Below are 21748 nucleotides of genomic sequence, written 5' to 3' on the forward strand. Positions count from 1 at the left end.
TTCTTTCTTTTAAAACGGCCCATAAAAGCAAACTGCTGCTTGTTGGTCCAAAAAAAATGAAAAATGATTAAAAAATTTCCCCTGCTATTATTTTCCTTATTCTTTTTTTCTGTGACAGCTCAGCATTGCCCAGACTGTCAAGCCCTTAGAGAGGCTGCATGGAAAGAGGGTTGGGATGCACAAGCCTTTCAAAAATCAAGTTTACATAGGCTACAAGATATGGATGTGCTAGCCTATGATTTAGACTTAGAGCTCTTAGACCCTAACCAACGCTTCTTAAAAGCTAAAGCCCAATTGCAAATTCAACTTTTGCGCTTGGGCCTAAAAGAAATAGAATTGGACCTACAAGGATTAAAGGTTCAAGAGCTACGCATCAATGGCAAAAAACGGCCTTTTAAACACAAGGATCCCCTTTTGATTATCTCCTTGCCCAAAAGATACAATCTAGACAAACCTATAACGGTAGAAGTAGAATACGAAGGGGCTCCCCAAGAAGACAAAAGCTGGGGTGGCTTTTATTTTGAAGAGGGTTTTGCTTATAATATGGGCGTAGGCTTTTCAGATAATCCCCATAATTATGGGCGAATTTGGTTTCCTTGCGTTGATAACTTTCAAGATAAATCAACTTATAGAATTTCGTTAACTACAAAAGTCAATTTAGAAGGCTATGCTAATGGGATTTTGGTTCAAGACTTATTATTAGACAATGGGTTACGGCAAAGAATCTGGGAACAAAAAGAGCCTATTCCAAGCTATTTGGCGGCTATAGCTGTATCGGACTACAGTGATATAACGCAAGTTTTTGCAGGCATAAATTCAAGCATACCTATTGCGTTAGTCGTTCCAAAAGAAGATAGTCAAAAGGCAGTAGCTTCCTTTATTCATTTGCCTCAGGCGCTTTCGGCTTTTGAGTATTGGTTTGGTCCTTACCGTTGGTCCAAAGTAGGTTTTTGTGTGGTTCCTTTTATGTCTGGCGCTATGGAGCATGCCAGTCTAATTGCCTATCCTCGTTATGCAGTAGATGGAAGTTTGAAGCAAGAGCGTTTAATGGCCCATGAACTATCTCATCATTGGTGGGGAAATTTGGTTACCTGTGCCAAGGCCGAAGATATGTGGATCAATGAAGGTTTTGCCAGCTATTGCGAATTTCTGTTTAAGGAAGCTTGTTATGGTAGAACTGAAGCCCTGCCTGTTTTGCAACAAAATTTGGCTTTGAGTTTATATGTTGCCCCCAAGAGAGAGGGCGGACATCGGCCTGTTGCGGGAGTCCCTTGGGCCCATACCTATGGCACGCATGTTTATAAAAAGGGAAGTTTGGTGGCTCATAATTTAAGACATTATTTAGGAGATGATCTTTTTCGGCAGGGAATGCAGGCCGTTATGGATAGTTTTGCCTATCAGAATTTATCGACCGAGGGCTTTTGCCAGTTTTTGAGTAAAGAATTAGAGCGAGATATGCAGCCTTTTTTCAAAAATTGGTTGTGGCAGGCAGGTTGGCCCAGTTTGCATATTGTGGAAGAAGAAATTGGGGCCAATAGTTTTAAATTAACCATTGAGCAACAATTAATTGGGCGGGATAGCCTTTATGAGAACCTGCCTTTAAAGGTTCGTCTATTTTTGGCCAATGGAGAGTATGTAGATCGAGAAATATTGCTTAATCAAAAGCAGCAGCAACTGAGTTGGGAAGGGCTAGCGGCAGAGGTAGTCTATGCTTGGATAAATCCAGAACAAAGTTTAGTACAGGCCCGATTTGATCAGTTTTTTGAAGAGTGGAATAATCAGGAGCAGGACTTGGGCTTGCTCAAAATAAAAGCAGTTCATTTTAAGCGGCCGTGTTTGCAGGATGAGCAGCTACATTTGGCCTATTATCCAGCGGCCGAAGGCCCTGCCTACTGGCAAATTAAAGGGCGGATAAAAGGAGCTAGTGTTCCTGTGGAGCTAGCCTTAGAACAGCCTAATCCATCTGCAGAGCTCTATTATCGTAAAGCGGCGGGGCAAGAATGGCGGCCTTATATCCATTCGGGGAAAAGCGAAACTGGTTACTACTATATAGAACAGCTTCTTTTGGGGGATTACAAATGGGTAGACTAGGTCCATTTTGCGTTTTGCAGGACGTCCATTTGGCCTAGCGATGTGCAGGGGTGGCGCGAAGCGCCAGACCGAGTGGGCGAAGCCCGCGAAGGGCCGAGCGAATAGCGAGCCCCGAAACGTAGCGCCGCAGCTTGCTGCGGAGGCCCCAAATAATTATTTATAAAAAAAGCCCTCTAGAGCAGAGGGCTTTTCATTTATTGAGGCATTTGAATTTGAAGTTGGTGGCGATGGATGATTCCGAAATAGCCGAGAATGCTAGGATCATCCCAATTTCCCTTAGGGTTGTAGGGAACGCTAGCCGAGGCGCCAGATTCGCCCACTTCTGCAATTTGTTCAAAGTAGTCGTAATAGGCTTTATTGACCGAAAGGAGTTGCAATTGGATGCTATCTTCGGCTTCGAAAGGGGGGCCAAAGAAAGGGAGATCGAGATAATCGCCATCTCGAAGTTCATCTTCAATCAGGATGTAATTATCTTCTAGTTCATTATTGGTCCAGACCTTTGTGCGATAAAAATTGGCGGTATCCGCGGGATCTTGAAAATGATAATAGAGGCGATAGCCAATTTGGCCGCCAAAGGGAAAGACAAACTCCTCATAGCTGAGACTGTCGAGTAGAACGGGATTTGGGCAAGCGGCGGCGGCTGCAATTTGGCGACCATCGGCCAAGTTAATGCTAATAAAGGCGGAATCTCCAGCTTGAATTTGGATGCTATCAGCCCAATAGTAGCCGTTATTATCGCTTTGGAAGCTATAATTTTGACCGTTGATATAGAGGTTGATATTGGCTCCGTTAACTTGTTCAAAGTCGTTACTTTGATAAAAGGTCCCTGATTTAGAGAGGCGGACCTCTGCCCGCTGCAGATCGGTTAAGATATTGGCCTCCACAACAGTTTGTTGAGCGGCCTCATCTAGATCGAGTGTAATTACATCTTGGCAGGCGGTAAAAGAAAGGGCCAAAAGGCATAAAAAGCAATATAATAAACTGCGCATAAGATTAAAATTTGAAGTTCCAGCTAATAGAGGGGACAATTCCAAAGAGGGCTAAGCGGACGGCTTCTGTGCCTGTGCCTGCTTCATTTTCTTGAAAAGAAATGCTATATGCATTTTTGCGATTATAGGCATTGTAGACAGAAATATTGATGTCGGAATGCCATTTTTTGCTATCTCGAACGACATAAGTGGCGCCAATATCTAGGCGGTGGTAATCAGGCATTCGATCGCCATTTCGGCTAGAAAAGAGATTGACAATTTGGCCATCAACCTCATATTTTCCAGAAGGGAAAGTAATTGCATCGCCTGTATAATAGACCCAAGCGGCCGAGATCGACCATTTTTTAGTAATGTCATAAACTCCGACCAGAGAGATATCGTGACGGCGATCTTGTCGGGCAGAGAACCAGCTGCCATTAGCAATATCGGCAAATTGGCGTTCTGACTTAGAGAGCGTATAAGAAACCCAGCCCGTAAATTTGCCTTGGCGTTTGCGCAAAAAGACTTCCATACCGTAAGCTCGGCCTTGGCCAAAAACCAATTCGGCTTCTAGATCTTCATTGAGGAAGGTTTCGGCCCCATCCTCATAATCAACTTGATTGCCAAGTTGCTTGTAGTAGCCCTCTACGCTAAATTCTAGCTTATTATCTAAGAAATTTCGGAAATACCCCAGCGCAATTTGATCGGCATACTGTGGTTTGATCAATTGAGTTGAAGGCGCCCAAATATCGGTAGGTGTGCCTGAGCTTGCATTAGACAAAATGTGCAGATATTGATAAATTCGGTTGTAAGAAGCCTTAATAGAGCTCTTATCATCTAGCAAATAAACCGCATTCACACGAGGTTCTAGGCCAAAGTAAGTATTATAAAACTCGCCACTGCCATAGCTTGTGCTATCAATTGCTTCATTCTGCTCATTATAAGTTTTTACCGTTGCTGCCCCAATATTAGAGAAAGAAGTTAGACGCAAGCCATAATTCATGCTCAGTTTTTTATTGATTTTGTGCTGATTGCTGATATAAATCGCATTTTCTAGCGCAAACTGTTGGTCTAACTTTGTGGTGGCAAGTACCTCATCTACTTCTGAATCAATTGCTTGAAAACTACCTGGGCGGAAGTTATAGTAAAGCGATTGCCATCCAAATTTGAGGTTATTACTTGGATTTAGATAGTAACTGTAATCTTGTTTGAGATTAAGGTTGTTAATTCCAGCCGATAAATCAATATCAAAGTTATCGGTGCGCACCGCAAAACCATAATCATACTCACTATACACAAAAGTAGTATTGGCAAATAGCTTTTCATTGAAGAGGTGGTTCCAACGCAGGGTTAAAGTTCTATTTCCCCAATCTAAGCCCGAACCATCAAAACCAAAGACATCTCGACCAAAATAGCCCGATAGATACAGACGATCTTTTTGGCCCAATTTATAATTGGCTTTTACATTAAGGTCGTAGAAATAAAGCGCTCCCCCATCAAAATCATTGGATACTAACTGAAACATCAAATCAGCATAAGTACGACGGGCAGAAACAATAAAAGACCCCTTGTCTTTTACAATCGGTCCCTCCAAAGTAAGACGAGAAGAAATAAGGCCCAAACCACCAGAACCCGCAAACTTTTTACTATTTCCATTTTTCATGTGAACATCCATAACCGAAGAAGCACGGCCACCAAATTCTGCAGGTATTCCGCCTTTATACAATTTTACATCCTTAAGAGCATCCGAATTAAAGACCGAAAAAAAGCCCAAAAGGTGAGCCGCATTATATACAGGGGCTTCATCAAGTAAAATCAAGTTTTGGTCTGCATTTCCACCTCGCACAAAAAAACCACTCCCCCCTTCACTACTTGGACTAACACCAGGCATCAATTGCAAGGTCTTCACAATATCCTGCTCTCCAAAAATAACAGGTACTTTTTTCGCCTCTTTCATATCTAACGAAAGTACACTCATATCAGTACTTTTCACATTTTCATCAGTGCGTTCATCGGTCACAACAACAGCATCTACAGTAGTTGATTCAGGCAAAAGCTCCACATCTTTAACCAAGTCCGCTTGCAAATCAAGCGTATCTACAATCGTTTGATACCCCACATAAGAGTACGAAACTACATACTGCCCCTTGGGCAAACTCAAAGCATAATAACCATACTCATTCGTGCTTACGCCCATTGCTTGGGCAGGAATGGCCACATTGGCAAACAAAAGTTCTTCTCCTGTTTCGGCATCTCGAAGATAGCCCGATAGACTAACTTTTTCTTGGCTCCAAACGGTACTGTTGAAGCAAAATAAAATGAGCCCAAGGCCCAAAAAACGCAGGGATTGCATGAATTAACGTTTTTAATGATGAATATTTTAGAAAGACTATTTGCTAAACGTAAGTTAACGCAAAAGCGCCTGTAAAAAGGAGACTAGATCGAGCTTTCCTCAAGCTTTTCCCCTCAACAGCTGCTTTTTGTCTATAAACAAAGTCACAAAACCTCTTTAATATTATATAATTCAAGTTTTGGGGCCTCCGCCTCGCTGCGCTCGTCGGCGCTACGCTGCGGGGCTCGCTACTCGCTCGGCCCTTCGGCGGCTTTGCCGCCTCGGTCTGGCCTGACGGCCACCCACTCCGCATCGCTAGGCCAATTCCGCTCGAAAAAAGGCTGCTGTGCCTCTGCACAGCAGCCTCCCCTGATACGAGCCTAAACGAACTTAGTGCGCATGGCCCAACATCAACAAACTAATTGCCATAACAGCCATGCCCGCCAACATCCCATAAATAGAGAGATGATGCTCTCCATAATCTCGAGCAGAAGGCAGCAATTGGTCCAAAGAAATAAAGACCATAATTCCAGCTACTCCAGCCAATAAAATTGACATCAAGGTCTGATCTAAAGAATTGCCAAAGAGAGCAAAAATGAGAATAGCCCCAATCGGTTCTACCACCCCCGACAAAAAGGAATACCAAAACGCCTTAGATTTACTGCCCGTAGCATAATAAACAGGCATAGATACTGCTATTCCCTCTGGAATATTATGCAAAGCAATCGCAAAACCAATAGTTAATCCCAAACCAGGATCTTCTAAAGCAGCTACAAAAGTAGCCATCCCTTCTGGAAAATTGTGCAGGGCCAAAGCCAAGGCAGTAAGCAAACCTACTCGCATCAATTTGCCATTTTTTGCATTTTGACGCTCTAGTTGTCCAGGCTCCTGCTCTGCTAATTCCTCTTCAGTCATCAACTCATGAGGGTTTTCCTCATGTGGAATCAGTTTGTCAATCAGAGCCACTAATAGCATCCCCACAAAAAAGGCCGCTACCCCCCAATGCCGACTATGGCTTTTGTCTAAATAGGTTAACGCATGCGGAAAAATCTCCATAAAAGAGACGTAGAGCATAACCCCCGCAGCAAAACCCATAGATACCGTTAAAAAATTAAAGTTGCGTCCTTTAACTAAAAAAGCAATAGCGCTTCCAATCCCTGTAGACAACCCAGCCAATACCGTTAAGCCAAAAGCTGCCCAAAAATGTTCGTGCATTATATAAAATGATTTATACTAAAGTATTTATTTTAGTGTTATCTAAAAATAAGATAGGGGTAAATCTAAGCAGAAAAACTGAGCTTTCTTGCAATTAGGTTGCAAAATTAGACAAAAGGCAGAGATTATTCCGTACTTTTAAATATAGATCTAGACAAAACGCTTTCATAAAGAATAAATATCCCCCATTATGAAAAACAGTAAGATTATATTCACGGGCAGTTTTGCCACGGGTAAGAGTAGCATTTTGGCCCAGCTACTAGAAGAATCCTTTCAGCCCACATATCATACGACAATCGGTCCCCGCTTTTTGGAGTATCAGAAAGGAGATGATTACTACTTTTTTGTGGACCTAGGAGGAGAGGTTGGGCAAGAAAAAATTCCAGCCATTCGTTTTTTAAATGCTCAGCACATTGTTTATGTAGTTGATCTGAGTCGCCCACAAACCTTTGGACAAGTAAAAAAGGATTTGATTTTTTTGGCTTGGCGCTACCCCAAGGCCCAGCTTCACTTTTTAGCCAACAAGCAAGATTTATTAACCGAAAATGTTTTGGCAGCACGCTTAATGGCTTTGCCACAGGAACCTGCCTTAATTTGTAGTGCAAAAACGGCAGAACAAATTCAGGCCATTTGGAATTTATTTTAGGTCCTCTCTCCCATTTACAGCTTGAGCGAGGGCAAAAAAAAAGAGAAAGGATCTAGCTCCTTTCTCTTTTTTTCATTCTGTCTCTAAGGGTTTAGAGATCGCTGTTATTCATGGCCAAGTTTTCAATTTCAGTAGCTACTTTTTGGGGCACATAGAGGATGAATTTCATTTCTTCTTCTAAGGCTTCGCCTTTGAGTTTGACTACTTTTTGGCCTTTGGGCATAATAATTTTATAGCCGGTCCCCACATCTTCTAGCGCAATTTCGTAGCGGCCCACAGCCACTAGGCGGTCTAGAATCACTTGCTGGCAGTTTTCTACGGCCACTACCGTTTGTAGGCGGGCAAAATCTTTGTCCCAAACTTGGAGTTCTACTTGGCCAGGGAGGCTAGCCAAAAGCTCAGAACGACCTTCTAGAGCGATAGAGCGAACCAAAGTTTTTTGGGCCTGTGCGGTTATTTGCCCTACAAACATGAACTGAAGGGCAAGGATGCTGAGTATAAAGTATAGCTTTTTCATAGGGTATATAATTTTATAGGGAATGAGGAAATTATATTTCGATTCCCCTAGTTCGTTTCCTTTCTTACAAAACGATCATTGGGGTCAAATAGTTGGCAGGAAATTAAATATTTGTCAAAAATATTAAAAAAAGTTTTCTCCGTAGCATATTTGTCTTACAAAGCCTGCTATTCTGCTTAGTTTTAATTGCCTTCAATGTTTATCTTTAGCGCATAGGAATTTGGCCTAGCGATGTGCAGCAGTGGCCCAAAGGGCCAGACCAAGGCGGCTTTGCCGCCGCAGGGCCGAGCGAATAGCGAGCTGCGCAACGTAGCGCCCGCCGTAGGCGGGAGGCCCCAAAACAGCAGCGAGCTGCGACAACAAGGCCTTCAGGCCGCAGTTCGACGACCGAAGGGAGTAAACGTAGCGGGAGGCCCCAAAAAAATTTAATCATCATAAGTAAATAGCAATGCAAAAATTCAGTATTCTAGTTTGTGCTTTTTTATTGTTGGCTCCTTTGGGCTTGCAGGCGCAAAAAAGTTTAAGTTTGGAAGATGCCGTAATGCAACAATGGCGAAAATTTCGGCCAGAGCACTTGAGAGTGGCGCAATGGCAAGAAGAGGGCAAAGGCTTTACGCAATCGGGGCCTCGATATCAGGAAGTATTTTATTATGAGGGCAAAAAGGCGCCAAAATCCCTATTTTCGACCAAGGATTTGCAGGCAGCCTTTGGTGAGCAGGTCCCTTATATTGCCAATTTTGGTTATTTGTCTAAGACAGAGATTTTCCTTTCTTTTGGGCAGGCTTATTATCGTTATGACTACAAAAGCAAGCAGGGCAAAAAGTGGGTGGCTTATCCGCAGGAAGCCGCTAATATGACCTTTCATAAAGAAACGGGCCGTTTGGCTTATACGATAGATAACAATATTTATTTGGCGACGGAGCAGGAGGAAAAAACGGCGGTCACGCTCTTTAATAATCCGGAAATTGTATCGGGTCAAGCTATTGCGCGCAGTGAATTTGGGATTAGCCAAGGCTTATTTTGGGCCCCTAATGGACAATATTTGGCCTTTTATCAAAAGGATGAATCAGAAGTTACGGATTATCCTTTAGTTGATATTAGCAGCACCCCCGCCAAATTGCGCAACATTAAGTATCCGATGGCCGGGCAAGCCAGTGAAAAAGCTAAGGTTGGGGTTTTTGATCCAGTATCTGGACAAACCGTTTACCTCAAAATTGAGGGCGATGAAGCCGATCAGTACTTGACCAATTTGGGTTGGGGGCCAAAAAGTGAGAAAATTTATTTGGCGCAGATCAATCGCGACCAAAATGCCATGCGTTTGAACGTTTATGAGGCCAAAACGGGCAAATTCATTAAAACCCTTTTCGAGGAAAAACATGAGCGTTATGTAGAGCCCGAAAAAGCCGTTTGGTTTTTGCCCAACAATCCCAAGGAATTTCTTTGGGCGAGTGAGCGAGATGGGTTTACACATTTGTATCGCTATGAGGCCGAAACGGGCAAATTGCTCAATGCCGTGAGCAAGGGATATTGGGAAGTAGAAGAAATTTTGGGTCTAGACAGCAGCGGAAAATCTGTCATTTGTATGGGAACCGATCCATCTGGCCTTAATTTGTATGCCTACAAGCTTTCTTTGGATGGCAAAAAGCAAACGCAACTGACTAAGGAAGAGGGGCAGCACCACTGCCAATTGAGTCCTGATGGCAAATGGTTGTTGGATGAATATAGCAACATCAGCACACCTAATGTTGCTCAATTAATCTCAACCAAAAACGGAAAAGTAAAACAGGAGTTCATCAAGGCCGAAAATCCCTTGAAAGAGTATAAAGTAGGCACCACCGAGCTGCTCACACTCAAGGCTGCCGATGGTACTGATTTACAGGCTCGTTTGATTAAGCCCTCTGACTTTGATCCGAAGAAAAAATATCCCGTTATTGTTTATGTCTATGGCGGTCCACATGCCCAAATGGTGACCAATAGTTGGTTGGGTGGTGCTTCGCTCTGGATGCAACAGCAGGCCGAAAAAGGGTATTTGGTCTTCACCCTAGACAATCGCGGTTCGGCAAATCGAGGTTTTGAATTTGAGAGCATCATCCACCGCCAATTGGGCGAAGTGGAAATGCAGGACCAATTGGTTGGGGTAAATTACCTCAAGCAACAAGCCTTTGTAGATGCCGATCGGATGGCGGTACATGGTTGGAGTTTTGGCGGTTTTATGACCACTTCTTTAATGCTTCGTCAGCCAGGTGTTTTCCGTGTTGGGGTAGCTGGTGGCCCAGTGACCGACTGGAAATTTTATGAGGTGATGTATGGCGAGCGCTATATGGATCGTCCAGAAGAGAATCCTGAAGGCTATGCCAAAAATCGCCTACACAATTATGTAGATCAATTGCAGGGCGACCTCTTATTGATTCATGGCAGTGTAGATGATGTGGTCGTTTTGCAACATAACCACAGCCTTATTCAAGCCTTTGTAGAAGCCGAAAAGCAGGTGGATTACTTTGTTTATCCGGGCCATCCGCATAATGTGCGCGGCAAGGATCGGGTGCATTTGATGCGCAAGGTACTGCAGTATATTGAAGATAAGTTGAACTAACTTTTGGCGGAAATAAATAGAAAAGAGCGGGCAGATTTGCCCGCTCTTTTTTTTGTCTCTGCAGCGTCCTACTCCACAAAATCATCAGTCGCTCTTCTGGGCTGCTCTAGGTAATCTATTAACCAAGGCTTTGCCCGACCAGCAGCAATCAAATAATCATGATCGTTCTGACTAAGGAGATAATCTATTTTTCTAGAGGTGATATAAAATACAAAATTAAAGGACTCCCCTAGCACATTTACTAGATCTTCCATCCGCTGAAACTCAAATCCCCTTTTTTTCATATTGGTACTCAAATATAAGAATACAGGGCTCTTCTGTCGGAAAATCAGTCATCCACATCCAACTGTCTGCATCTCTAATAGCAAAAGATTCCTCACTAACCATATTTTCCCACAAAGAGAATTCGTACTCCTTTAAGGTAGTAAACTGATCTAGTACTTGGCTTAAGATAGGGGCTAGTTCTTCTTCAGACAGAATCTTATAGTCCGTTATGGACAAGCATTTTATGGAGCCTAAAACTTCATTAAAATCATACATAAATTATTGTTTTAGCTGTTCTTCCTATTGAGGGTTTAGATTTTTTGGGGCTTGCCCTTCCCGAACTAGGAGCGCATAAACATTAGTTCATTCTATTCAATAATTTAGTCATGCTTATATCATTTTCATCCAACCAATTTTCAGAAAAAAAATAGCTTCTATGACTATTCTCAGTATAACACACTAATAATCCATCCTGTACAAAAAGATCTAAGTAAGCAAGCATTTGAGGTAATGGGATATCCTCAGCTATGGTTTCTTGAGACCTATAAAACTCTTTAAAGCTCCATAAGGATATGTACAAGCCCCCATTCTCTAATCCTACCACATTATAATCTAAATCGAAACTAGGAAATTTAAGACTACAGCCTGCACCATGATAGTTGTAATGTACAGCTTGGCCCTGTACGGAAATTACTCCTTTTGAAGGAAATAATTTTTGAAAGAAATACGGCTGACCTTTTATAATATACTTATTCATCAATGCAAATTCAAAGCATCGAATACTCTCTGCATAGATCAATAACTGTTTCTTCAGTTTCACATACATATCAATCTAAATATCAAATTTTTACGCTATTGTGTTTGTATTTTTTTGGGGCCTGCCGCCTACGGCGGCCGGGCCCTTGCAGGGCTCGCTATTCGCTCGGCCCTTCGGCGGCTAAGCCGCCTTGGTCTGGCCGTTGGCCACCCTTACAGGCCCCTAGGCCAAGTCGCTTCGCTCCTTTGCGGCGGCTTCGCCGCCTGTAGGATGGATGTATATCCCAGTGGGTTGAAACCCACAGCAACAAAAGCGGCCATACTAAACGCAATAAAAATGAGCCGAAGGTTGAAACCATCGGCCCATAACTAGCAGGACTAATTTCCTGCGTCTAGAAGGAGCGAAGCGACTGGCCACAACAAGGCTGAAAGCCGCAGTTCGACGACCAACGAGAGTAACCTAAAGACCTATAAACGGGTTGAATATAGACTACCTCTACTATTACAGACAAATGACTAATCATTTAGATAGAAATGGTATGTATATTTTTTCTTCCCTTCAAGATAAAAATTCATTACATACTCTCCTACATTATAATCACTAATCAAAATCCTAGGCTCAGCACTATGAAATTCATATTTTTCAATTAAACAATTCTTACCATTTATTACTCTCTCTAAATAAACTTCTAGCTGTTCATCAAACAAAACAAAATACAAAAGTCCATTTGCACAAAAATTACTCTTAGTATATGTTTTAACCCTTTCACTTGCTTTATCAAAAGCAATAATATCCTCAAAATGTTCTATCAAAAATCTATTGCTATAATTATCTACACTAAGTTCAATAGCGCTATATGGATATATATTACAGTTTCCATTAAATCTTCTAAAAGAAATTTTTTTCTGCTCTTTAGAGCTCCATATAGAACCTCTAGTTAAAATATTATTACTTACTAAGTGTCGTAATTCTGTTTTTTCATAATTAACGATAGTGGCTTGTAAAACCTTTTTGGATTTCATTTTAATATAACAATCCTCACAAGTGGAGTGATTTAATTTAATGACATTACCATGGGAGATTGCAATATCATTACCACAAACTATTTCAAGAACATAGTTTGGTATTGTACCATAAATTATTCCTGAAGGATTCCTACAGCATTGGAGGCAAAAAAAGCTAAATATTAAAAATAGTATTTTTAATAACTTCATCTTAATTATCTATTTTATAGTTTTTATCAGGAAATCTTTTATTCCACTTCCTTCCGAAAAACACTTTTTGGTTCCGGTCTCTTATCACCCTATTTTCAAAATTTATAGCTCGACCCTCATCATGAGCTCTAACACCATGGTTATTTAACCTATTTAAATTATGACCTTGATCTGCATCATATGCATGTTTAAACTCATGAGCAGAATCAGTTATTAGACCTCCATCAAGTCCTTCTTTCTTTAGGCTCTCTTTATATTCAGCAGATACATCTAAGTAGATTATAGTACCTATACCTGGACCGCTTTCCGTATTTATATATGTAGGGATTTCACCTTCATGTCCTGGTTTCAAAATCCTATCCATTGGTCTATTATTTTGAATTTCTTCAAGTTCAGATTCTAGTAGGGAAAGTTCATGTTCTAATTGAACTTTGGGGTCTAATAATCCTGAGGGTTCAGAAGCTATTTGCATCCTTTCTTCATTAGGATTTTCGTTATCTGAACTAAAATCCATTAAAGTCAATTCATTGAGTTTTTGAATTCCTTTATCTCTAAGATTAGAGATTCGAACAACATCTGCTGGCTTAACAAAAGACCCTTTAGCTAGGGCATATTCTGGTGCTGTTTGAGCTTCACGAATAATATGTAGTTTTTCTGATTTTGCTAAGTCTCCAACTAGTTTTCTATATGTTTTAGAAAGTCTACTTCCCCTTCGAATGACACGCCTCATTTTTCGCTTAAATTTCCTAGACCCCTCAATTCTAAGCGTATCCCCCAAAACATCCGAAAACATGACTGGATTATTCTCCATCATAGCATAAGGCGAAACAGAAACATTAGGCTTAGGGTCATGGCTCCACCAACGCCCCAAGCGACTATCTTGCATCCTAAAATAGGTAAAATTGACTCCTTCGGCTATTTCATCTTCTTGCTCCACCCCATTAAACCCAAAACGATACTCCTCCCCACTCACAAACTTGCGCCCAGGCATTTCCCAACCAAAGGGATAATACAAACTAGCCGAAAATACCTGCGCCAGATAATAATCCGCCTGCCCAGTTTGGCTGCTGTCTTGGCCCAAAGATTTATCGCTGACCGTAGCTAGGACGTTGCCTAGGTGGTTGGACAGCTCGTAGCGGCCCAGCTCATTTTATTTCAAAGAACGAGGTCTAAAGATACTATTTTTTATCCTTTTTTTGGGGCCGGCCGCCTAAGGCGGCCGGGCCCTTACAGGGCTCGCAGGGCTGCTCGGCCCTGCGCCAGCAAGCTGGCTGGGTCTGCCGCTGCGCGGCACCCTTGCAGGCCCCTAGGCCTGCGGCGGCTTCGCCGCCTGTAGAATGGATATATATACCTGTAGGTTGAAACCCACAGCAACAAAAGCGGCCATACTAAGCACAATAAAATGAGCCGAAGGTTAAAACCATCGGCCCATAACTAGAAAGGCTAATTTCCTGCGTCTAGAAGGAGCGAAGCGACTGGCCACAACAAGGCTGAAAGCCGCAGTTCGACGACCAAAGGGAGTAACCGATGGGCAGCAGTGGCCGTTAGGCCAGACCAAGGCGCTGAAAGCGCCGAAGGGCCGAGCGAACAGCGAGCTGCGAAACAGCCCGGCCGCCTAAGGCGGCAGGCCTCTAGAATACAGGCTTATTATTCTGACATAAGTCAGAGAATAAAAATTTAATGCCTTTTAGCACCACCCCACAACTAGGACAATATACGTCTTTTAATTCAGACTGTTGTTTCAAAAAATGTTTTTTATCTTCAATTCCCAATTGGACATCAAAAGAAGAAACTAATCCTCCATAAATTTCAAAACTACATTTTTTACATTTTACATTAACAGGGGCAAACCTAAACAACTTATTGTTTTTTTTATACAAAAAAATTGGATACAAAGATTTCATTTCATTCTTAAACTCTGAAAATCTTACATCTACACAATCAATTTCAACAAGAATTTGAAAATCCTTATAATATCTTTTAAGCAACCGTTTTGCACCTTTTTCCTTTGCAAGGTTCAAAAAAACATCTAAATCATTTTTATCTTTTATAAGATATGTTGGTGTATTAAAATACAACTGGTTAGCAAACTTTGACTTATTCATAAAATTTCTTTTATCTAGGGCCATGCTCTTCCACACTTAATGGTTCTACTTCTATAGGAACTAAATATTCAGCCTCTGTATTTTTGCTATTGGGCTGTTTGATTACATCGCTTCGTTTTACTCTAATTTCAAATAACATATAAGCTCCTCCTCTAGAACTTCCAAAATAATGAGCAGTTTTTTTATTCTCTGTAAAAGAAATAAGCGTTCGTTCTGCATCAACCCCATTAACACAAACTCCGTCTAAAAATGAAACACTTCCACCATGCGCCAATGCATAACGTTCTATACTTCCAAAATGCGTTATAAGACCTTCATGCATATCAGTTTTATACGTAGATATTTTTGATTGAAACATTTGCGTAATTGCGGCTTGACTCATGACTAAACCACTATCATCATATGCTAACTGTTCAGCATAATTATCAGTTCCTCGATATAATGTGATGTACTCATCATCTTGATCATCCTTTCGTGGGGATTCAATTGGAACATCCTCATTCCACCATTTTTCTTTCCATTTCAAAAAAGATTCTGCATTTGCAGGAGGAAGAGGATAACCATAATGTTGCCATTTATTCCAAAACTCTCCATGCTCTGACTGATCATATTCATGTGCTAGATCTTTACTTGCCCGTCCACCACCACTTCCAAATAAATTTATAACTGCTAGACCTGCATCTATAAAACCACCTCTGCCTAACGAAGGTTTTGGGCTTGTTCTTACCCTAGGCGTCTTTCTTAATTTACTTCTTACGCTATTTTCTAAGCTTTTTTTATTTTTTATCTCAATTTTAGTTCTTGTTTGCTCTTTTGTTTTAACTTGAACTTCTTCTTTAAACTCTAAACCATCTAAATCACTTCCTGCTATCGGACAATTATGGGCAAATTGATAACAGGTCAGCATTGGATAATCAGGCGCCAACGGATCCACACTCAAAAACTTTCCTATACTCGGATTATACAACCGAAAGCCATAATCCTGAATATTTTGTGTTCCCCAATCTCGGTCATCCTCCTTCCCATTAAACCCAAAACGATACTCCTCCCCACTCACAAACTTACGCCCAGGCATTTCCCAACCAAAAGGATAATATAGACTAGCCGAAGAAACCTGCGCCAGATAATAATCTGCCTGTCCCGTTTGACTGCTGTCTTGGCCCAAAGATTTATCGCTGACCGTAGCCAGGACGTTGCTGAGCTGGTTGGACAGCTCGTAGCGGCGGCGGCCCAGCTCATTTTATTTCAAAGAACGAGGTCTAAAGGTAGTATTTTTTATCTTTTTTTGGGGCCTGCCGCCTAAGGCGGCCGGGCTGTTTCGCAGCTCGCTGTTCGCTCGGCCCTTCGGCGCTTTCAGCGCCTTGGTCTGGCCTAACGGCCACTGCTGTCCATCCCTAGGCCTGCGGCGGCTTCGCCGCCTGTAGGATGGATGTATATCCCAGTGGGTTGAAACCCACAGCAACAAAAGCGGCCATACTAAGCGCAATAAAAATGAGCCGATGATTGAAACCATCGGCCCATATCATTTATAGTAAACAAGGACTTTAGCCCGCTAGTTTGCATAGTCTACAACCATGGGCTTCAGCCCATGGCAGAAAACCACCCAACCGCTAAAGAAGAAAAACCAACCCTTTAAATCTACTTTTCAACCTCCGTCCAATAATCATCAAGTATCCAGAGGTACATCTTTCCTTGTATACTCATCATACGATTGGGAAATAATTCCTTATCCACCCCTTTAGATACAGCTGTTAATTTCCTAAAGTTATAGACTGTTACCGTATCGTATCCACTGAAATCAAATTTACTGCTATCTAAGGGAAAAACACCTTCTTTTGCTGTTTCTAAAAACGCATAAAGCGGTTCCTGCCAACAAACGGCTCTTTCATAAAGCACCGTATCTTTTCCATATATTAACTGCCCTTTCTTTATTTCGTAGCGCTTAGATTGCGCCTTTCTTAAGTCTTCTTTTGTAGACCGACCTAAATAATCTGCTCCCCACCTCAATGAGCCCAAACGAAGCCCCTCTCCCTGCTTATAAATCCCTATAAGGTCATTAAGCAAGCCCTTAGCACTATCTGTTGGAACCGTGTTCGCCTCTTCCTCTCTAATCGGAGAAGGTTTCTTCTCCACAAAGTGGGTATACTCAAATTGCTCCTCTCTCTCTAACTCCATAAAATAATCCTCAATTGGAAAAATATAGTACCGGCCATTAATGACCATGATGTTGTAAAAATTGGGAGGATCTTCCTCTAAAGTCAATACATAATAATCTACGCTATCTCTCCATTTAAACCTAGATGTATCTACCGGAAACACCCCCGAGGTTCCTGTTCCTAAGAAGGTGGTAAGTCGCCATCTGGATAAATCTACTTTTTTTAGTGAAAAGGTATCCTCTCCATAAATATATCGATCCCGCTCTATAATAAGCGCTTTATCTTTTTCGGCTTCGGCTACTTCTATTGAGGTATTCCCTAGGTGATTTCGCCCCCATTTTACCGAACCAATTTTCTCCATTTTAACCCCTTTGTAGTGTCCCAAAATATTTTGAAATAACAGATCACAACTATCGGCATCTAGTATTCGATCATTACATACACAATTAGATTTTGGAGGCAAGTCCTCAGCAGGCTTTTCTGCCAGAACCTCCTCGCTAGGCCCTTCTTGGGTCGGCGTTTCAGAAAACTGACAGGACAATAGTACCCAAAAACAAAGGATGCTGTAGCTAATTTTTTTCATTCTATTTTCTCTAATAAATAACTAATTCTTTTGGTTTAGGAAAATTCTTTAACACAGAACTTCTTTTTATCATCTGAGGGATATCTCCATAGTCATAAATTCCAAAATTATACATCTCCGCTTCCGCTTTTCGTCTAGGAAGTAAGCCTTTTTCATATCGCGATCCAAGGCTAAGGTTTACGAAGCCATTATGTATTTCTGAGGCAGTTGCATCATTATTCTCCACTAATTTCGTAAACGTTACTTTACCTAAGACAGAAGGTGCTCCAAAATTGTATGATAAAGAACTTATAGCATCATACTCATGCTGTGTCATCCTCAGTTTTCCAAATTTACTGTTCAACATTCCTTTATTAATCCTAGCTGCATCAAATAACCAGGATATCGCAAGTTCTTTACTAACCTCACCAAAAGTCCATGTTGCACCATAATCAATCTGTAGTCCATAGCCAACAGCATACCCTCCAACATTCTTAGGAAGAGATATATACTGCTCTCCAGATGCTATAGCTGAGGCTCCTGCATCAGATAGGCTAAACTCTTCAAATAACTTTGTCTTATGTTTTTCAACGCAACCATCAGAATTATACACTACTTTCTCAATATATTTTTCATTCTCATATTTACGAATAAATGCATTTTGAACAGTTCCTGCTGGGCTTTCTCTTATAACATTTTCTTGATCCAAAGAATGAGGGTTTGATTCAGCATAAACTTTACCTCCACGCTCATAGCCCTTTATATTGTATCCAATCCACTCATAATTTTCTATTTCATCTGAATCTGGTTTTACAGGATCCCCATTTTTATTTACAGGAAGCCACTCTCTCCCCTCCAAATCAATCCCATCAATCACCCGATTCTCCGCAAAAGCATAGCAGCTATTCCAGGGATACTCCGGCGCAAGTGGGTCCACAGACAAAAAGCGGCCAACCCTCGCATTATGGATACGATACTTAAACACCACTCCCATATCAGGATCCTCCTCTTGCCCATTAAACCCAAAACGATACCCCTCCCCACTCACAAACTTACGCCCAGGCATTTCCCAACCAAAAGGATAATATAGACTAGCCGAAGAAACCTGCGCCAGATAATAATCTGCCTGTCCCGTTTGACTGCTGTCTTGGCCCAAAGATTTATCGCTGACCGTAGCCAGGACGTTGCTGAGCTGGTTGGACAGCTCGTAGCGGCGGCGGCCCAGCTCATTTTATTTCAAAGAACGAGGTCTAAAGGTAGTATTTTTTATCTTTTTTTGGGGCCTGCCGCCTAAGGCGGCCGGGCTGTTTCGCAGCTCGCTGTTCGCTCGGCCCTTCGGCGCTTTCAGCGCCTTGGTCTGGCCTAACGGCCACTGCTGTCCATCCCTAGGCCTGCGGCGGCTTCGCCGCCTGTAGGATGGATATATATATACCTGTAGGTTGAAACCCACAGCAACCAAAGCGGCCATACCAAACGCAATAAAAATGGGCCGATGGTTAAAACCATCGGCCCATAACTAGAAAGGCTAATTTCCTGCATCTAGAAGGAGCGAAGCGACTGGCCTAGCGATGCGAAAGGGGGCGGCGAAGCCGCAGACCAAGCAAAAAACTTGTTTTTTTGCGCAGGGCCGAGCGAACAGCGAGCCAGCGAATAGCCCGGCCGCCCTAGGCGGCAGGCCCCAAAATTTCAAATAATGAATTAGAGTTATCTGATAATCAAAACTATTTTACAAAGTTAAGAAACTGCAGATACCCTCTATTTCTATAACTTAGTACATGATTAACAACTAGTGCCGTAGCCTACCTCAAGAACTCTGACACTAGCGAAAAGAGTACTACTTTCTATTAAGGTACTAGTACCTTTAAATCTATTATATTCTTTTGATTTTCAATTTCTACAATCAATACTTTTATATCAACAATGTTTGAATCGCCTAAACATTGTATCCCACCTTCAAGATAATACAACCAATTTCCATTATTCAATTTTTTTTCTGGAGCCCCAAGTTTTGAACTAATATTTCTAATATCGACTCCAATTATTTTAGTCTTATTTTCAATTAACAACTGAAAATTATTTGCTCTAAAAGACCCGCAACCCTTTTTATCTCTCCTCCATTGCTTAAAAAAAGCATCATTGAAAATCACGACTTCTCCCCTACTTCTTACACAGGAAAAAAATAATGTCGCAATTATAATTATACAGCTTAACCTAATCTCCTTTCTCATGATACTCGTTTTTTAGGGTTCCTAAATCAGCCTTACCTTCATGATCAAACTGTAGTTGATCTAGTCCAAGATTTTCTATATCTTTTTGAGTTACTTTCCTTTTATTTGGGTCTACTGTTGCACCCTGTTCAAGTTGTAATACATCAAAACCTGCATAATGTCCTTTCGTAATTGTCCCCATACGTGTTATACTTTTCGTGCTATTCCATTGATAGTCTGGATCTACTATTGATCCTCTAGGAGCCATAATAGATATCCCTTCAGGCACACCACGTAGATCAGCAGCTGACGCGTACTGATTGTTTCCATACGAAATCAAAACATTTCCAGTTGGATGATCTAATCCCCAACTATGCCCCATTTCATGTCCTTCCGTTTTAGTATTATTGTGCTCAACATTTGACAACTTCCATACTCCTGTATTGCACCCCAAACAATCCATATAGGAAATACCTACTGAAGTATTATCTTCAATACGAACATAATTATTCTTTATATTTTTATTCTTTTTTATGTCTTCCTCGCTTATTAAGGCATTATTCTCAGCTGTAATTTCAAACTTAACATTGTATGTAACCCCTCCTATGTTAACCGTTCCTTTCGCAGCATTCCAAGTCTCCTCGATATCCTGTGCAGTTTGAACTGCCAATGCTTCTGAAGAACGATCACCATAGAAAATGATGTGTGCAGATACTGTTATAGTTTTAGATTCTTTATCTATTGTAACTTCTCCACTCTCACCAGTAGGGTCATTTTTGTACATTGGACTATTATCCATTGCTGCATATGGACTTAGACTAGGATACTTCGATTGTAAAGGATCCACAGACCACCATCGGCCAATTCTCCCATCATAATTTCTTGCGCCAAAGTCAAGGTTTCCATCTGCAATCTCAGGATTTCCTTCCTTCCCATTAAACCCAAAACGATACCCCTCCCCACTCACAAACTTACGCCCAGGCATTTCCCAACCAAATGGATAATACAAACTAGCCGAAGACACCTGCGCCAGATAATAATCTGCCTGTCCAGTTTGGCTGCTGTCTTGGCCCAAGGATTTATCGCTGACCGTAGCCAGTACGTTGTCTAAGTGGTTGGACAGCTCGTAGCGGCGGCGGCCCAGCTTATTTTATTTCAAAGAACGAGGTCTAAAGATAGTATTTTTTATCCTTTTTTGGGGCCTGCCGCCTAGGGCGGCCGGGCTATTCGCTGGCTCGCTGTTCGCTCGGCCCTGCGGCCTGACGGCCTTGGTCTGCGGCTTCGCCGCCCCCTTTCGCATCGCTAGGCCTGCGGCGGCTTCGCCGCCTGTAGGTTGAAACCCACAGCAACCAAAGCGGCCATACTAAGCGCAATAAAATGGGGCCGATGGTTAAAACCATCGGCCCATAACTAGCAAAACTAATTTCCTGCGTCCAGAAGGAGCGAAGCGACTTGGCCTAGGGATGGGCAGCAGTGGCCGTTAGGCCAGACCAAGGCGGCAAAGCGCCGAAGGGCCGAGCGAACAGCGAGCTGCGAAACAGCCCGGCCGCCTTAGGCGGCAGGCCCCAAAAAAATGAACCTATATAAATAAATCTCTTTCTGTTTCATCAGAAATGAAATAACAAAAAAAGCTAAATACAACAATGTACATATAATAGTTAATGTCATTATTATAAAAATAAACTTCCAATAGTAATATACAATAGGTTGTGATGCTATGTTTATCCAGCTTAAATCAAGTCCCTCTAATTCAGCAGTCGAAAAAGGCATCAAACTATTATCCTTATAGTACCAATACCTACCACTTTCTGTATCTAAATCAAAGAATAATTGACCTTCTTTTAAAGCATAACGATTTATGCTTTTGACAAAAGGTTTAGCATTCTCTCTAGTCGAAGGAAGCCAAAAAGTACTCTCGGCTTTATAGATAGATGTAGTCGGAAACCTTGCAATACATACTCCATCATCTGTAAGTCGATATTCCCACTGCAGCACCCCCTTTCCATAGCGTGCTGCATGATTATCAAGAACAAAAAATAATACCACATAAACCAACTGAAAAAACATGACGAAAACTAATATTTTCTTTTTCAAGACCTCTTTTATAAAATATCTCATATT

19 protein-coding genes are annotated in these 21748 nt (G+C 41.7%); 3 read left to right on the top strand and 16 right to left on the bottom strand.

Features of this window, described 5'->3' with window-relative positions; genetic code table 11:
• Nucleotides 1-63 precede the first annotated feature (63 nt).
• On the top strand, nt 64-2091 hold the full coding sequence (locus PPO43_RS00425; protein WP_272619795.1) for a M1 family metallopeptidase: 2028 nt from the start codon (nt 64-66) through the stop codon (nt 2089-2091).
• Between the two features lie 194 nt (nt 2092-2285).
• Here PPO43_RS00425 and PPO43_RS00430 read toward each other — a convergent pair whose 3' ends face one another.
• From PPO43_RS00430 to zupT, 3 genes are all read right to left on the bottom strand, one after another.
• A complete protein-coding gene (locus PPO43_RS00430; protein ID WP_272619797.1) occupies nt 2286-3080 on the bottom strand; it encodes a DUF4249 domain-containing protein in 795 nt (264 codons plus the stop codon).
• A gap of 4 nt (nt 3081-3084) precedes the next feature.
• On the bottom strand, nt 3085-5412 hold the full coding sequence (locus PPO43_RS00435) for a TonB-dependent receptor (protein ID WP_272619799.1): 2328 nt from the start codon (nt 5410-5412) through the stop codon (nt 3085-3087).
• Nucleotides 5413-5781: 369 nt separating this feature from the next.
• Entirely contained in the window at nt 5782-6606 is an 825-nt protein-coding gene (gene zupT / locus PPO43_RS00440) for a zinc transporter ZupT (protein ID WP_272619801.1), read from the bottom strand.
• A 190-nt stretch (nt 6607-6796) separates the two neighbouring features.
• On the opposite strand from zupT, the gene PPO43_RS00445 reads away from it, so the two are divergent.
• A complete protein-coding gene (locus PPO43_RS00445) occupies nt 6797-7252 on the top strand; it encodes a Rab family GTPase (protein WP_272619803.1) in 456 nt (151 codons plus the stop codon).
• A 91-nt stretch (nt 7253-7343) separates the two neighbouring features.
• On the opposite strand, the gene PPO43_RS00450 is transcribed toward PPO43_RS00445, so the two are convergent.
• Complete coding sequence (locus PPO43_RS00450) at nt 7344-7769, bottom strand: hypothetical protein (RefSeq protein WP_272619805.1); 426 nt, start codon at nt 7767-7769, stop codon at nt 7344-7346.
• A 448-nt stretch (nt 7770-8217) separates the two neighbouring features.
• On the opposite strand from PPO43_RS00450, the gene PPO43_RS00455 reads away from it, so the two are divergent.
• Complete coding sequence (locus tag PPO43_RS00455; protein ID WP_272619807.1) at nt 8218-10362, top strand: S9 family peptidase; 2145 nt, start codon at nt 8218-8220, stop codon at nt 10360-10362.
• A gap of 68 nt (nt 10363-10430) precedes the next feature.
• Here the strand turns inward: PPO43_RS00455 and PPO43_RS00460 are convergent, their stop codons facing one another.
• From PPO43_RS00460 to PPO43_RS00515, 12 genes are all read right to left on the bottom strand, one after another.
• Nucleotides 10431-10646, bottom strand: coding sequence for a hypothetical protein (locus PPO43_RS00460; RefSeq protein WP_272619808.1), 216 nt, complete (start codon nt 10644-10646; stop codon nt 10431-10433).
• Nucleotides 10627-10902 (bottom strand): hypothetical protein, encoded by a 276-nt coding sequence (locus PPO43_RS00465; RefSeq protein ID WP_272619810.1) that lies wholly within the window; start codon nt 10900-10902, stop codon nt 10627-10629. Before PPO43_RS00465 ends, PPO43_RS00460 begins: the two co-directional genes overlap by 20 nt.
• An 82-nt stretch (nt 10903-10984) precedes the next feature.
• Nucleotides 10985-11452, bottom strand: a complete 468-nt coding sequence (locus PPO43_RS00470) for a DUF6896 domain-containing protein (RefSeq protein ID WP_442985428.1) — start codon at nt 11450-11452, stop codon at nt 10985-10987.
• A 446-nt stretch (nt 11453-11898) separates the two neighbouring features.
• Nucleotides 11899-12597, bottom strand: coding sequence for a hypothetical protein (locus tag PPO43_RS00475; RefSeq protein WP_272619814.1), 699 nt, complete (start codon nt 12595-12597; stop codon nt 11899-11901).
• A 1-nt stretch (nt 12598) separates the two neighbouring features.
• Nucleotides 12599-13678, bottom strand: a complete 1080-nt coding sequence (locus PPO43_RS00480; protein WP_272619815.1) for an RHS repeat domain-containing protein — start codon at nt 13676-13678, stop codon at nt 12599-12601.
• Between the two features lie 550 nt (nt 13679-14228).
• Entirely contained in the window at nt 14229-14702 is a 474-nt protein-coding gene (locus tag PPO43_RS00485; RefSeq protein ID WP_272619817.1) for a hypothetical protein, read from the bottom strand.
• A gap of 10 nt (nt 14703-14712) precedes the next feature.
• The gene (locus PPO43_RS00490; RefSeq protein ID WP_272619819.1) at nt 14713-15867 is read right to left on the bottom strand and encodes an RHS repeat domain-containing protein; all 1155 of its coding nucleotides are present in this window, start codon (nt 15865-15867) and stop codon (nt 14713-14715) included.
• A 473-nt stretch (nt 15868-16340) separates the two neighbouring features.
• Complete coding sequence (locus PPO43_RS00495) at nt 16341-17441, bottom strand: hypothetical protein (protein WP_272619821.1); 1101 nt, start codon at nt 17439-17441, stop codon at nt 16341-16343.
• A gap of 10 nt (nt 17442-17451) precedes the next feature.
• Nucleotides 17452-18576 (bottom strand): RHS repeat-associated core domain-containing protein, encoded by a 1125-nt coding sequence (locus tag PPO43_RS00500; RefSeq protein ID WP_272619823.1) that lies wholly within the window; start codon nt 18574-18576, stop codon nt 17452-17454.
• Between the two features lie 688 nt (nt 18577-19264).
• Complete coding sequence (locus PPO43_RS00505; RefSeq protein ID WP_272619045.1) at nt 19265-19648, bottom strand: hypothetical protein; 384 nt, start codon at nt 19646-19648, stop codon at nt 19265-19267.
• Nucleotides 19632-20702, bottom strand: coding sequence for an RHS repeat-associated core domain-containing protein (locus tag PPO43_RS00510; RefSeq protein WP_272619825.1), 1071 nt, complete (start codon nt 20700-20702; stop codon nt 19632-19634). Before PPO43_RS00510 ends, PPO43_RS00505 begins: the two co-directional genes overlap by 17 nt.
• A 476-nt stretch (nt 20703-21178) precedes the next feature.
• Entirely contained in the window at nt 21179-21745 is a 567-nt protein-coding gene (locus tag PPO43_RS00515) for a hypothetical protein (protein ID WP_272619827.1), read from the bottom strand.
• Nucleotides 21746-21748 lie beyond the last annotated feature (3 nt).

The sequence above is a fragment of the Saprospira sp. CCB-QB6 genome (genome assembly GCF_028464065.1).
GTDB lineage: Bacteria > Bacteroidota > Bacteroidia > Chitinophagales > Saprospiraceae > Saprospira.